The organism is Rhizobium sp. P40RR-XXII (genome assembly GCF_012641405.1).
Lineage (GTDB): Bacteria > Pseudomonadota > Alphaproteobacteria > Rhizobiales > Rhizobiaceae > Rhizobium.
Genome location: NZ_JABAII010000007.1, coordinates 287,834 through 300,583 on the forward strand (window position 1 = coordinate 287,834; position 12,750 = coordinate 300,583).

16 protein-coding genes are annotated in these 12,750 nt (G+C 60.9%); 5 read left to right on the top strand and 11 right to left on the bottom strand.

The genetic code is table 11. The features are described from left to right. Positions 1-12 precede the first annotated feature (12 nt). The 11 genes from flgH to flgF form a co-directional block, all read right to left on the bottom strand. Positions 13-726, bottom strand: a complete 714-nt coding sequence (flgH, locus tag HGP16_RS16120) for a flagellar basal body L-ring protein FlgH (protein ID WP_168841022.1) — start codon at positions 724-726, stop codon at positions 13-15. Continuing rightward, a complete protein-coding gene (locus HGP16_RS16125; protein WP_168841023.1) occupies positions 723-1,265 on the bottom strand; it encodes a MotE family protein in 543 nt (180 codons plus the stop codon). Before HGP16_RS16125 ends, flgH begins: the two co-directional genes overlap by 4 nt. Then, positions 1,262-2,380, bottom strand: a complete 1,119-nt coding sequence (locus HGP16_RS16130) for a flagellar basal body P-ring protein FlgI (RefSeq protein ID WP_168841024.1) — start codon at positions 2,378-2,380, stop codon at positions 1,262-1,264. Before HGP16_RS16130 ends, HGP16_RS16125 begins: the two co-directional genes overlap by 4 nt. Then, positions 2,377-2,862: a flagellar basal body P-ring formation chaperone FlgA gene (gene flgA, locus HGP16_RS16135; protein WP_409526844.1), complete on the bottom strand. Its 486-nt coding sequence runs from the start codon at positions 2,860-2,862 to the stop codon at positions 2,377-2,379. The genes HGP16_RS16130 and flgA overlap by 4 nt, the downstream gene beginning before the upstream one ends. Positions 2,863-2,896: 34 nt before the next feature. After that, a complete protein-coding gene (gene flgG / locus HGP16_RS16140) occupies positions 2,897-3,685 on the bottom strand; it encodes a flagellar basal-body rod protein FlgG (RefSeq protein WP_168841026.1) in 789 nt (262 codons plus the stop codon). Between the two features lie 97 nt (positions 3,686-3,782). Then, entirely contained in the window at positions 3,783-4,133 is a 351-nt protein-coding gene (locus HGP16_RS16145; protein ID WP_120662980.1) for a flagellar hook-basal body complex protein FliE, read from the bottom strand. Next, complete coding sequence (flgC, locus tag HGP16_RS16150) at positions 4,130-4,546, bottom strand: flagellar basal body rod protein FlgC (RefSeq protein WP_168841027.1); 417 nt, start codon at positions 4,544-4,546, stop codon at positions 4,130-4,132. Before flgC ends, HGP16_RS16145 begins: the two co-directional genes overlap by 4 nt. A gap of 16 nt (positions 4,547-4,562) precedes the next feature. Further along, positions 4,563-4,955, bottom strand: a complete 393-nt coding sequence (gene flgB / locus HGP16_RS16155) for a flagellar basal body rod protein FlgB (protein WP_168841028.1) — start codon at positions 4,953-4,955, stop codon at positions 4,563-4,565. A gap of 117 nt (positions 4,956-5,072) precedes the next feature. Next, positions 5,073-5,618, bottom strand: a complete 546-nt coding sequence (locus HGP16_RS16160) for a flagellar protein (RefSeq protein ID WP_168841029.1) — start codon at positions 5,616-5,618, stop codon at positions 5,073-5,075. A gap of 85 nt (positions 5,619-5,703) precedes the next feature. Next, positions 5,704-7,089 (bottom strand): flagellar protein export ATPase FliI, encoded by a 1,386-nt coding sequence (gene fliI, locus HGP16_RS16165; RefSeq protein ID WP_168841114.1) that lies wholly within the window; start codon positions 7,087-7,089, stop codon positions 5,704-5,706. Between the two features lie 11 nt (positions 7,090-7,100). Next, entirely contained in the window at positions 7,101-7,835 is a 735-nt protein-coding gene (gene flgF / locus HGP16_RS16170; protein ID WP_168841030.1) for a flagellar basal-body rod protein FlgF, read from the bottom strand. A 223-nt stretch (positions 7,836-8,058) separates the two neighbouring features. On the opposite strand from flgF, the gene motA reads away from it, so the two are divergent. The 5 genes from motA (at position 8,059) to flhB (ending at position 12,745) form a co-directional block, all read left to right on the top strand. Continuing rightward, a complete protein-coding gene (gene motA, locus HGP16_RS16175) occupies positions 8,059-8,931 on the top strand; it encodes a flagellar motor stator protein MotA (protein ID WP_168841031.1) in 873 nt (290 codons plus the stop codon). A 5-nt stretch (positions 8,932-8,936) separates the two neighbouring features. Next, positions 8,937-9,881, top strand: coding sequence for a FliM/FliN family flagellar motor switch protein (locus tag HGP16_RS16180; RefSeq protein ID WP_168841032.1), 945 nt, complete (start codon positions 8,937-8,939; stop codon positions 9,879-9,881). A gap of 68 nt (positions 9,882-9,949) precedes the next feature. Further along, complete coding sequence (fliN, locus tag HGP16_RS16185) at positions 9,950-10,480, top strand: flagellar motor switch protein FliN (protein WP_168841033.1); 531 nt, start codon at positions 9,950-9,952, stop codon at positions 10,478-10,480. Between the two features lie 48 nt (positions 10,481-10,528). Further along, positions 10,529-11,572, top strand: a complete 1,044-nt coding sequence (gene fliG, locus HGP16_RS16190) for a flagellar motor switch protein FliG (protein ID WP_168841034.1) — start codon at positions 10,529-10,531, stop codon at positions 11,570-11,572. A 93-nt stretch (positions 11,573-11,665) separates the two neighbouring features. After that, the gene (flhB, locus tag HGP16_RS16195; RefSeq protein WP_168841035.1) at positions 11,666-12,745 is read left to right on the top strand and encodes a flagellar biosynthesis protein FlhB; all 1,080 of its coding nucleotides are present in this window, start codon (positions 11,666-11,668) and stop codon (positions 12,743-12,745) included. The last annotated feature ends 5 nt before the right edge of the window (positions 12,746-12,750 follow it).

Below are 12,750 nucleotides of genomic sequence, written 5' to 3' on the forward strand. Positions count from 1 at the left end.
TACCGTCAGCCGTCAGAGCGGCGACAGCAGGTCCACGGCCTGCTGGCCCCGCGGCGGCTGCTGTATTTCCGTCAGACGACCGCGTCCGCCATAGGAGATGCGCGCCTCGGCGATCTTGTCGTAGGAAATCGTATTATCCGCGGTGACGTCCTGCGGCCGCACGATGCCGGCGACATTGAGGATGCGGATTTCCTGGTTCATGCGGACTTCCTGCGAGCCGCTGATCATCAGGTTGCCGTTTTCGAGAATGCCTGTGACGACGGCAGCGACCAGAAGGTTGATCTGCTCGGAGCGCTGCATCTTGCCCTTGCTGTCGGTGCTGGTGTCGGAGCCTGAGGTGGCGTCGGCGTTGGTGGCGGGTCTCCAGCCGAAGATCTTGGCCGAAATATCCCAGTTCATGTCGCTCTTGTTCGTGCGATTGCGGTTGGTCTCGTTGTCCCAGTTCGCCTTGTCGTTGATCTGGATCGTGACGGTCAGGATGTCGCCGACATTGAGCGCGCGCGAGTCCTTGAAGAGCGCCGCCTGCGAATCGTTCCAGAGCGAATAGCCCTGCGCAACCTGGTGCGGCCGCTTTGGATATTGCAGCATCTGCGGCGTCTGCGCATATTGCAGGCCGCTGCCGATCGGACTCATGGCAGGCGCCCTGCCGATTTCCCTGAGGGCCTGCGACTGGCAACCGGCGAGAAAGACGACGATTGCGCAGGCGGCCGTAAGACGCGTGTTCATGAGGGGTCCTTCGACTTCGATGTATTCGGGTCGGATGCGCTGGCGATGATATTGGTGATGACGGCCGCCTTCTTCGCATCCATTTCCGCAAGGATCAGGCTCGATTGACGCGACGAAAGCTTCATGATGATCGCAGCAGCAATCGTGGTTCTGACGTCGTTGAGGCTCGCCGCCGCCGCATCCGGCTTCATGTTCTTGTAGATATCGACGAGGCCGAGATCGGCTGTCTTGAGGAAGTCGTCGCGGCGTTTCAGCCAGTCCTCGTATTCGGCCTTGCGCTTGTCCATGATGGCGATGCGCTGATCGACATCGGCCTGGAGCTTTTCCAGCTCCTGCTTCTGCAGCAGGTAGCGCTGATCGCGGGCCGGATCGGCAATATTGGTGCAGAACTGCCGGATCTCGTCCTGGCTGGAGGCCGGATCGGCGGCAACCGGCTTCGGCGCCTCCTGCGCCGCCGCCATGTCGAGCGGTAACAGCATGGCGACCGTTGCGAGACTGCAGGCAATCAGCATTTTTCTGGCGATGGCGGTCAAGATCATTGCAGCACGAGCTCCGCTTGCAGGGCGCCAGCCGACTTGATGCCTTGCAGGATGGCGATGATGCCGTCCGGCTTGACGCCGATATTGTTGAGGCCGGAGACCAGCGTCTTCAGATCAGGCCCTTCCAGCACCGCAACGCGGCCACCGCTCTTGGTGGCGGTGATGTCGGTCTGGTCCTGGATGGCGGTCTCGCCATCCGAGAAGGGTTCGGGCTGGATCACCTGCGGGTTCTCGCTCACCTGCACGGTCAGCGTTCCGTAGCTGACGGCGACGGGGGAGACGCGGACGTCGGCGCCGATGACGATCGTTCCGGTGCGCTCGTTGATGACGACCTTGGCCGGCGTATCGGTCTGGACGTTGAGGTTTTCGATGTCGGCCATCAGCCGTGTCAGATCCGCCATCTTCGGCTTGGCGACCGTCACTTCCTGCGAGTCCTTGGCCTCAGCGATCGGTGCGCCGAAACGCGAGGTCGCCCAGGTATTGACCGTGTCGGCGATGCGGATCGAGGTGGAGAAGTCCGGATTGCGCAGCTGCAGAACCAGGTTGACCGAATCCTTGAAGCGTGACGGCAGCTCGCGCTCGATGATCGCGCCGCCGGGCACGCGGCCGGCCGTCGTAACGCCCTCGGTCACCGTTGCGGCGGCGCCCTGCGCCTGGAAGCCGGAGACGATGACGGAGCCCTGCGCCACGGCATAGATCTGCCCGTCCGCACCGCTCAGCGAAGTCATGATCAGCGTGCCGCCGCGCAGCGACGAGGCATCGCCGAGCGAGCTCACCGTCACATCGATACGGCTGCCGGGGCTTGCAAAGGGTGGCAGGTTCGCGGTCACCATGACGGCGGCCGTATTCTTCGCGGCGGATTGACCGCCCTGGGTCGAGATGCCGAGGTTCTGCAGCATCGCGCGCATGGATTGCTCGGTAAACGGCGAGGAACGCAGGCCGTCGCCGGTCCCCTGGAGGCCGACGATCAGGCCGTAGCCGATAAGCTGGTTGTCGCGGCCGGATTGCAGCGACGCGATATCCTTGATGCGCGATTGCATCGCCGCGGCCGGATCGGCGACGATCAGGCTCGGCAACGCGAACAGGACTGCGAGAAATTGACGAAGCCGTTTCATTTCGCGACCACTCGGATCGTACCGTTTTCAAGAACAGTGCCGTTGACGATGATGCCCGAATCCATGTTGCGGGCGCGCACATTGTCGCCGACGGCGCCATCATCCAGCGGCGTACCTGCCGCCGTGATCATCATGCTGCCCATGCTCATCACCAGGCGAACATTCGAACCGCGCATCACCGCATAGGGCTGGCGCAGGGCGGAAATGGAAATCGTACGGCCGGGAAGAAGCGTCCGCTTCGATACCAACCCCGTGACGTCGCGAAGCCGCTTGGCATAGTCGCCGCTCAGATTGGGATTGGTGACCTCAACCTCCTCAAGCTGACCGCTGCCGATGATATCGCCCGGATAGATCGTCTCGGTCGGCACCACGGCGGTACCGAGCGCGGAACCATCGGCGCTCACAGCCCAGGCGGGCATAGCCGAAACAACCACGACGGAAAGGCTCGCCGCGGCGAACCATGCCATTGCTAAGCTTTTCATCCGGCGAAACCTCATGTTCGGCCCGTCCCTCTTGCTACTTCAGGTTCTTGCTGACGATCTGCGCCATTTCGTCGGCCGTCGTGATGACCTTGGAATTCATCTCATAGGCGCGCTGCGCCGTGATCAGATCGGTGATTTCCTTGACCGGATCGACGTTCGACGATTCCAGGTAGTGCTGCTTCATGTAGGCGAAGCCGTTCTCGTTCGGATCAGAAACGACCGGATCGCCGGAAGCCGGCGTCTGAATGAAGAGGTTGCTTCCCATCGGCTGCAGGCCGGCTTCGTTGACGAAATTCGCGATCTGCAACTGGCCGAGCACGGTCGGCGTCGTCGCAGTGCCGATGATCGCGGACACCTGGCCGGACTGGCTGATGGTGAGGCTGCTGGCATTGTTCGGGACGGTGATGCCCGGCTCGAGCACGTTGCCATCCGGTGTGACGATCTGGCCTGTGTCGCTCTTGTTGAAGGAGCCGGCGCGGGTGTAGGCGGTCGTGCGGTCCGGCATCTGGATCTGGAACCAGCCGCGGCCGACGAGCGCGACGTCGAGATCGTTCTGCGTCTGCGACAGTTCGCCCTGGACCTGGATGTTGCGGACAGCCACGGTCTGTACGCCGAGGCCGATATTGGCGCCCTCCGGTACCACCGCCTGGTTCGGCCTGTTGGCAATGCCCTTGGCACGCTCCGTCTGGTAGAGAAGGTCGGAGAACTCGGCGCGCGAGCGCTTGTAACCCGTCGTATTGATGTTCGCGATGTTGTTCGCGATTACTTCGAGATTGGTCTGCTGGGCATCCATGCCCGTCGCGGCGATTGCGAGCGCTCTCATGCTTTCGTCCTTGGATCTAGGGCGGAACCTTCGAAGCCGTGGAAGGGCTTTCGAAAGACTCTCGCCAAATCAGGTAATTAGAACGGAGAGATCCGCTCTATATCTGCATCTTCGTGATATCGAGAAACGCTGAGACGACCTTGTCACGCAAGGCGATCGCGGTCTGCAGGGTCTGGTCGGCCTGCATGACCTTGTCGACCACCTCGCGGGTGCTCATCGTGCCCTTGATACCGGCAAAGGAGGCGTTTTCCGCTTCCTTCAGCGAATTGACGGAATCCTTCGCGACGTTCGACATGACCGACGCGAAACTCATTCCGGCGTCCGCTCCCATGGCGACGGCCGGTGAGGCATTCATCGCGCTGGAGGCGGCAGAGGTCAGATCCGTGGCGATGCTGCCGAGGCCGCGGGTCGCCGAGAGGGAGGCTACATTCTTAATCGTGTCGATCATTGGTTCTTCAGCAGATCAATAGTGGAGGAGATGAGATCACGGGCCTGCCGGACCGTCTGCAGATTGGCCTCGTAGGAGCGATTGGCTTCCCGCATATCGGCCATCTCGACGAGGACATTGACGTTAGGCATCTTGACGTAGCCCTTCTGGTTCGCCGCCGGGTTGTCGGGGTCGTATTCTTCGACGAACTTGCCTGTGTCTTCACCGAGCTTCTTGACACCGACCGTGGTAAGGCCGTTGGCGCGATCCATTTCCGCGCCGAAGGTCACCGTCTTGCGCCGGTAGGGATCGGCGCCGGGCGTATCGCCCGTCGAGCGGGCGTTGGCGATATTTTCAGAGACGATTCGCAGACGAGTCGATTGAGCCTCCAGGCCGGAGCCTGCAATTTTCAATGCGGCTGATAAGGGGTCCATGGCATCTTCACTTCATCTATTGTTTTACGGCCATCAACATCATGCGATGAAAGGAGCCTATGAGCGCGGTGTTCAAGCTGTACTGGCGCTTGATGTCCCCGGCCTTGGCGAGCTCGTCTTCCAGGCCGACGGTGTTACCCGATTCCTGGACGCCAATTTCCTGATTGAGCGACGCTTCCTCGACGTTGACGTTGCCGCTCGTGCTGAATTCATTGCCCGAAAGATGCGCGGGATTGGTGCGGACCATGTTGACGTTCTGATTATCCAGAACGGCCTGGAACGGCGTCACATCCTTCGCGCGATATTTCGGTGTATTGGCATTGGCGATATTGCCGGCAACAACCTCCTGGCGCACCTGGAGCCACTCGGCTTGCCGCGAGGCCAGGTCAAAGAGCTGTATGGGTTGCATGGCCTTCTCTCCGTTCTTACACTAGGAACCTAGCGGGATAATCTTGCGTGGGACTTGCGGGAAATACGTTCCTGAGAAGTCTTTGAAATACTTGAAATCCCGGCGTTTGCGGGTTTTTCAATTATTGCCGTAGACATCGCCCGCCGACGTGACGATGACCCACTTTCCGTCCCGTTGTTCGATCGAAGCCAGCCGGCTGCTGTCGGGCAGAACCGAGCCGACCCGCACGACATACATGCCGGTGTCGTCCTCGATGAGCGCGCGGCCATTTGCGATATGCAGCAGATGGAACGGGGACTTGCCAGGAAAAGGCTGCTGGTCGGCCGGTTCCCCCTGGTCATCCTCGCGGCCGGCGTTGCTGACCGTCGCGGTCGTCAGCGGATCGGGAATGATATCCTTCGGCTCGCCGGGATTCCTGTTGACCATGGCAAGCGGCGACACGCTGACGATCTCGCGGCCTGGCCAATTCGGCAGATCGCGCGTGCGGTCGCCTTCGGCCACGTGGATGCCGAACTTGTCCGGATTGAGAAAGACATACCAGGGAAAGAAGGCCGAGGCGCCGGCAAGCACCAGCCCCGTGAAGGCCAGCGCCCTATCCGCAACGGTTCGCCTTCTCGCCTGCTTCGGCGGGGCGACCGGCTCATCTGCGTCGGATTCTCTCACTTCTGGCCCCTCTTTCGGCACGAAATTCGGCGATACCCTGCTGCATGCGGACAAGGAAAAATCGAGCTAAGCTTCCTGGCGATCATCACTTGCCCCTGACCGGGACGCCGCTCGAGGCGTTCCTGAGAGCGGTGGCAAGATCGGTGAAGGCATCCGCCGACGGCTCTTCGCCCGGGGTCTGCTTCAGGATGTCGTAGATGATCGGCACCTGGCGCACCGCGATATCGAGATCGGCATCGCTGCCCTGGCGATAGCCGCCGATCAGGCGCAGATCGCGCGTTTCCTCGTAGCGGTGCACAAGCGCCTTCAGCCGCGAAACCAGTTTTTCCTGATCGGATGACCAGGCCTTGCGGGCGAGACGCGATACGGACGCCAACGGATCGATCGGCGGGTAGCGGCCTTCCTCGGCAAGGCTGCGCTGGAGAACGATATGGCCATCAAGAATGCCGCGGGTGGAATCGGCGATCGGATCGTTGTGATTGTCGCCATCGACGAGGATCGAGATGATGGCGGTGATCGTGCCGGTACCCTCCGGTCCCGGGCCGGCGCGCTCGAGAAGGCGCGGCAGCTCGGTGAACACCGACGCGGGATATCCGCGCGCGATCGGCGGCTCGCCGGATGCGGTCGCCACCTCGCGGATGGCATGGGCGAAGCGGGTGACGCTGTCGACGATCAGCAGCACATTGTCGCCCTGGTCGCGGAAATGCTCGGCGATGGTGACGGCCGAAAGCGGCGCCATCTTGCGCAGCATCGGGCTTTCATCGCTCGTCGCGACGACCGCCACCGATTTCTGCATGTGCGAACCCAGCGTATCCTCGATGAATTCGCGCACTTCGCGGCCGCGCTCGCCGACGAGCGCGATAACCACCTTGTCGAAGGCATCGGCTCTTGCCAGCATCGACAGCAGCGTCGATTTGCCGACGCCGGAGCCGGCAAAGATGCCGAGGCGCTGGCCGAGGCACAGCGGCGAGAAGATATCGATGGCGCGCACGCCGGTCTTGAACCCGGTTTCGACGCGCTTGCGCGTCATGGATGGCGGAGCGGTGTTGGAGATCGAGCGCGATTCCAGGCCCACCGTCAGCGGCCCGAGCCCGTCGATCGGCTCGCCCAGCGAATTGATCGTGCGGCCGCACCAGCTCTCGTCGGGCGCGATGCGGAAGGCTCCCTTGCGGATGATGGTGTCCTGGATACCGATCGGTTCGCCCGGCTCGATCGGGCAGACATAGGTGAGCTCCGGCTCGACGCGGACGACCTCGCCGAGATGAATGCCGGTCTGGGAACGATGCGCGACGAAATCGCCGAGACGTACCTGCCTGGAGAGGCCCGCGACGGTGTAGTGCCCGGCGGCGATGGTGCGCACATGGCCGCCATGGGCCACGGCATTCTCCGCCATCGCATATTGGCCCGCCAGAACGGCCATATGCGAAAGCTTCGGCGACATCACGCCCTCCGGCAACCGATCCTCGACCATCATCCGTCTCTTTACTGGCTGCCGCCGAGGGTCTTGATCGCGTCGGTGAGGGTGCCCTCACTGCTGCTGGTGAGCGTGCTGATATTGTCGAAGGCGCGGCTGACCTCGATCAGGTTGGTCATTTCCCGCATGCCGTTGACATTGGAATTTTCGAGGTAGCCCTGGGCGATGCCCACGTTGGAGCGATCAACAACCGGCTGCGGGGTATCGGTCGGCAGAATGCCGCTGTTCTCGTAGCGCAGGAAACCCTTGGTGACGTCTGAACTGTAGAGACCGATCTGGCCCATGCGCTTGCCGTTTTGCGAGATGGTTCCGTCCGACGAGACGCTCGGTGCGCCGCCGGTCGGGTCAAGCTGTATCGGCGCGCCGCCGGGATCGAGCACGGGAAAGCCGCGCGTGGAAACCAGCGCACCGCTCTCGCTCATGGTGAAGCGGCCGTCACGCGTGACAACCAGCCCCGCCGGCGTGTTGAGACCGAAATAGGCGTCACCCTTGACGGCGAAATCGAAAAGATTGCCGGTATTTTGCAATTCGCCGTTGTCGGTCGAGAGATAGTCGTTGCCTTGGGATACGAAGGCGACCTTGGCGTTGAGCTTGTTTTCGGTATTGCTGAGAACCTGATTGAACTTGACCTCGGTACCGCGGAAGCCCGTGGTGTTCACATTGGCCAAATTATCGGCGATGGTGGTCAGCCGCCGCTCGAGCGCCATCTGGGACGATAGCGCGACATAAATACCAGACTGCATTTTCAACGCCCTCCGGACATTGGAGAATAACGGGAAAGGAAACGCTACCGGCGCTCCTACATTTCGTTAGCGGGGCATGGATGCCCTTACCCATCATCCTGCAGGGCTTGGCTTGTGCGAAGCTGACAAGGCAAAAAGCGCTTCCGCGGACACATCGAACAGCCTCACGCAAGGCAGCTCCCCTAGTTCATCATATGAAGCAACGTTCAGGTGTGGACCGACGATGAATATTATTATCGGATTTGTAGTAACCTGCGGCTGCATCATAGGCAGCTTCATGGCCATGGGCGGAGACGTAGGGGCGCTGTTCCAGCCCTTCGAATTTGTCATTATCGCAGGCGCCGGTCTCGGCGGCTTCATCATGGCCAATCCGATGAAAGTGGTGAAGGATTCGGGCAGAGCGCTCGGAGAAGCCTTCCGGCATGCGGTTCCCAAGGAACGCGATTATCTCGACACGCTCGGCGTGCTCTATTCCCTGATGCGCGACCTGCGCACCAAGTCGCGCAACGAGATCGAGGCCCATATCGACAATCCCGATGAATCGACGATCTTCAAGGCCGCGCCGACGGTCCTGAAGAACAAGGACCTCACCGCCTTCATCTGCGACTATGTCCGCCTCATCATCATCGGCAACGCCCGCTCGCACGAGATCGAGGCGCTGATGGACGAAGAACTCGAAACCATGATGCACGACAAGATGAAGCCCTATCACTCGATCACGATCATGGGTGATTCCTTCCCGGCGATCGGTATCGTCGCGGCCGTTCTCGGCGTCATCAAGGCGATGAGCCACATCAACGAATCGCCCGAAGTGCTCGGCCATCTCATCGGCTCGGCGCTGGTCGGCACCTTCCTCGGTATCATCCTGTCCTATTCGGTCTGCGCGCCGCTGGTCTCGCAGATCAAGGTGGTGCGCAACAAGCAGCATCGCCTCTACGTGATCGTGAAGCAGACGCTGCTCGCCTACATGAACGGATCGGTGCCGCAGGTCGCGCTCGAATATGGCCGCAAGACCATCTCGTCCTACGAGCGTCCCTCGATCGACGCCGTTGAGCAGGAGATGATGAACCCCGGCGGTGAAAGCAAGGCAGCTTGACGATCATGAGCCAGCAACCCGCGTATAAGACACAGACGATGGACCGCACCCTCTTTGCCAGACTTACCGGCAATCTCGGCGATCAGGCAGCGCTTGCCAAGCTTGGCGCCGCCTTCACTCAGGTCTATGCCGAATTCCTGCCCGACATCATCAAGAACGAGACCGGCCTGGATATCAACATCGCCTATGGCGGCTGTCAGTCCGGCCCGATGAGCGACCTGATCGCCGGACTGGGCGGCAACCATGCCCTCGTCAACGGCTCGCTGCGCAACTGGGCGCAGAAATTCATCCTCGGCTGCGGCGCCGGCTTCATCATGACGCTGACGGAACATATGCTGGGCGCCCGCCCGGAAGACATGGAAGCCGCGGTCGCCCGGCCGCTTTCCGCGATCGAGCTCGACCTTTCCGTCATGGTGTTCGACAAGATCGCCAATGTGCTGCGCTCGGCGGTCAGCGCGCCCGGAGGCTTCGAACCCTATCTCGACCCGCCCTACAACATCGAGGATCGCCTGAAGGCCGTCGGCGACGAGGGCAATGATTTTGCGGCAGCGATCACCATGGCAATCTCGCTCGGCAAATCGACTTCCCATATCGTCATCATCGTGCCGCAACGCGATCTGCTGCGCACCGTCGTCAGCGCCCCCCGCGCCAAGAACCCGACGGCCGCCTCCCAGACATGGTCCGATCAGCTCAGCGAGCAGGTGCGCCGCTCGCAGGTGACATTGGAGGCGCGCATCCGGCTGCAGTCGCTGACGCTCGACACCATTTCCAAGCTCGCGGTCGGCGACGTCATCCCCTTCATGGATGCCGGCGACGTCCGGGTCGAAGTCAGCGCCAACAGCAAAGACCTTTACATCTGCGAATTCGGCCGCTCTGGCGAAAATTATACGGTGCGCGTCAAGGATAACGTCAATTCCGACGACGAGCTTCTTCGACACCTTATGAATTGACCAGCCGGAGGTGGTCGGTCGCCCACCCACGGCAGCTTGAGGCAAGTTTCAACTGGAATAGTGATTTCATGGCTACGAAGACGACAAAGCAAAGCAGCGAGGAATCGCTGGAAATTTCAAACAGCGACGCCGCCTTGGACGAGGCCATCGACGGTCTGCGCGGCGTTCTGAAGAAGGATAGCGACGGCGATCTGCCTGACTTCGACGCCGATACGTTCGGCGCAGAGACAAGCACCGACCTTTCTACCTTCGGCGATTTCGGCGACGACACTTCCGGTCCCGCCTTCGACGACGGTGACTTCGGCGGCGTTTCCGCGGAACCTTCAGCCCCCGGCAGCGCACTGACGGCCAATCTCGATCTGATCATGGATATTCCGATCGACGTCCAGATCGTGCTCGGCAGCAGCCGCATGCAGGTGTCGGGCCTGATGAATCTGACAGAGGGCGCAATCATCGCGCTCGACAAGAAGATCGGCGAACCCGTCGAGATCACAGTGAACGGCCGCAAGATCGGCCGGGGCGAAATTACCGTTCTGGAACATGATGACACCAGGTTCGGTATCAAGCTCACAGAAATCTACAACACGAAGAAAAGCTGAACCGGCTCAGGATGAGCCCACTCCCCCTGCGGGATGGAGACGAAGACCATGATGGACTTTGACGATTTCAGCGGCGCGCTTGCCGAGAAACCGTTGACTCAGACTGAAAAAGCAGCCGCCGTCCTTCTCGCAATGGGAAAGCAGGTAGCAGGACGGCTGCTCAAATATTTCACGCAGAACGAGTTGCAAATGATCATCGCCTCGGCGCAATCGCTGAGGCTCATTCCGCCGGATGAGCTCGCCCAGCTCGTGGCGGAATTCGAAGACCTCTTCACCGAGGGCGCCGGCCTCATGGACAACGCCAAGGCCATCGAAAGCATTCTCGAGGAGGGCCTGACGCCAGACGAGGTGGACAGCCTGCTCGGCCGCCGCACCGCGTTTCAGGCCTATGAGACATCGATATGGGATCGCCTGGGCGAAGCCGATCCGGTCTTCGTCGCCAAGTTCTTCCTGCGGGAACATCCGCAGACCATCGCCTATGTGCTGTCCATGATGCCTTCGGCCTTCGGCGCAAAGATCCTGCTGCAGCTTCCCGAAGCCCAGCGCGCCGATGTCATGAACCGCACCGTCAACATCAAGGACGTCAGCCCCAAGGCCGCCCAGATCATTGATAACCGCGTGCTCGGACTGATGGCCGAGATCGATGCCGAACGCAACACTTCCGGCTCCACGAAGGTCGCCGACCTGATGAACGAGCTCGACAAGCCGCAGGTCGATACCCTGCTGAGCTCGCTGGAAACGATCAACAAGGAATCGGTCGAGAAGGTCCGTCCGAAGATCTTCCTCTTCGACGACCTCACGCGCATGCCGCAGCCGAGCCGCGTGCTGCTGCTCAACGACATCGCCTCCGACATTCTGACGATGGCGCTGCGGGGATCCGGCAACGAGATTCGCGAGATCGTTCTGTCCTCGATCAGCCCGCGCCAGCGCCGAATGATCGAATCGGACCTGCAGATGGGCAATACCGGCATCAATCCGCGCGAAATCGCCATCGCCCGGCGCGCCATCGCCCAGGAAGCCATCAGGCTTGCCAATTCCGGCCAGATCGAACTCAAGCCCCGAGAAAATACGCCTGTGGAAGAAGCGGCGTGACCTCGGCGCGACTCACCTAAATCGTCTTAAACTGTTCAGTACCGGGCCGCGTATGATGCGCGGCCTCTTTCCGTTTCGCAAAGGGCGGCTGCTTTGGCTGACGAAGACAAGGACAGTAAAACAGAACGACCGACGGAGAAAAAACTCCGCGATACCGTCGAGAAGGGCAATGTGCCCCACTCCAGGGAGGCGACGCTCTTTGCCTCCATGCTGGCAACGGTCATCTACGTCACCTTCTTTCTGCCGACGCGCATGGGCCGCTTGGGCGAGATATTGCGGGATCTCTTCGAAAAGCCGGATCAATGGCGGCTCGATACGGGTCCCGACGCCATCTCCCTGTTTACCCGCATAGGCTGGGAGGCCGGAAACATGGTGTTGCCTGCCGTGGTGCTGTTCTTCGTCTTCGGCATCGGCGCCTCGATATTCCAGAACCTGCCCACGCCTGTCCTGGAGCGGATCCAGCCGCAGTTTTCGCGCATATCGCCCGCGTCGGGTTTCAAGCGCATCTTCAGCACGACCGGCCTGGTGGAATTCGGCAAATCGCTCGCAAAGATCGTGCTCGTCAGCATCGTCATGTTTTTCGTGTTGCGCGGCCAGTTCTTCCACGCGATCGATTCGATGGTTTCCGATCCGCAGACCATCTTCGTGCGCCTGTCGACGGTGGTTCAGCGGATTCTCATCATCGTGCTGATGGCGACCGCGATCGTCGGCATCGCCGACCTGCTGTGGAGCCGCCATCACTGGTTCGACCAGCTGAAAATGACCAAGCAGGAAGTCAAGGACGAACATAAGCAGTCCCAGGGCGACCCCATCGTCAAGTCGCGCCAGCGCTCGGTCGCACGCGACCGCGCCCGCCGCCGCATGATGAAGCAAGTGCCGCGCGCCACGCTCATCATCGCCAACCCGACTCATTTCGCCGTTGCGCTGCGCTATGTGCAGGCGGAAAACGATGCGCCTGTCGTCGTCGCCAAGGGCCAGGATCTGATTGCCTTGAAAATCAGAGAGATAGCCGAGGCAAACAATATTCCCGTTTTCGAAGATCCACCGCTCGCGCGCTCCATGTTTGCGCAAGTCTCGGTTGATAGCGTCATACCGTCAGTATTTTACAAAGCTGTCGCCGAGCTCATCCATCGGATCTACGCCGCGCAGTCGAATAGAAAACGGGTACGATAAACCAA

Bases quoted from the DNA above. Each gene is read 5' to 3' on its own strand.
- flgH (WP_168841022.1), bottom strand. From the start codon at position 726: ATGAACACGCGTCTTACGGCCGCCTGCGCAATCGTCGTCTTTCTCGCC.
- HGP16_RS16125 (WP_168841023.1), bottom strand. From the start codon at position 1,265: ATGATCTTGACCGCCATCGCCAGAAAAATGCTGATTGCCTGCAGTCTC.
- HGP16_RS16130 (WP_168841024.1), bottom strand. From the start codon at position 2,380: ATGAAACGGCTTCGTCAATTTCTCGCAGTCCTGTTCGCGTTGCCGAGC.
- flgA (WP_409526844.1), bottom strand. From the start codon at position 2,862: ATGAAAAGCTTAGCAATGGCATGGTTCGCCGCGGCGAGCCTTTCCGTC.
- flgG (WP_168841026.1), bottom strand. From the start codon at position 3,685: ATGAGAGCGCTCGCAATCGCCGCGACGGGCATGGATGCCCAGCAGACC.
- HGP16_RS16145 (WP_120662980.1), bottom strand. From the start codon at position 4,133: ATGATCGACACGATTAAGAATGTAGCCTCCCTCTCGGCGACCCGCGGC.
- flgC (WP_168841027.1), bottom strand. From the start codon at position 4,546: ATGGACCCCTTATCAGCCGCATTGAAAATTGCAGGCTCCGGCCTGGAG.
- flgB (WP_168841028.1), bottom strand. From the start codon at position 4,955: ATGCAACCCATACAGCTCTTTGACCTGGCCTCGCGGCAAGCCGAGTGG.
- fliI (WP_168841114.1), bottom strand. From the start codon at position 7,089: ATGGTCGAGGATCGGTTGCCGGAGGGCGTGATGTCGCCGAAGCTTTCG.
- flgF (WP_168841030.1), bottom strand. From the start codon at position 7,835: ATGCAGTCTGGTATTTATGTCGCGCTATCGTCCCAGATGGCGCTCGAG.
- motA (WP_168841031.1), top strand. From the start codon at position 8,059: ATGAATATTATTATCGGATTTGTAGTAACCTGCGGCTGCATCATAGGC.
- HGP16_RS16180 (WP_168841032.1), top strand. From the start codon at position 8,937: ATGAGCCAGCAACCCGCGTATAAGACACAGACGATGGACCGCACCCTC.
- fliN (WP_168841033.1), top strand. From the start codon at position 9,950: ATGGCTACGAAGACGACAAAGCAAAGCAGCGAGGAATCGCTGGAAATT.
- fliG (WP_168841034.1), top strand. From the start codon at position 10,529: ATGATGGACTTTGACGATTTCAGCGGCGCGCTTGCCGAGAAACCGTTG.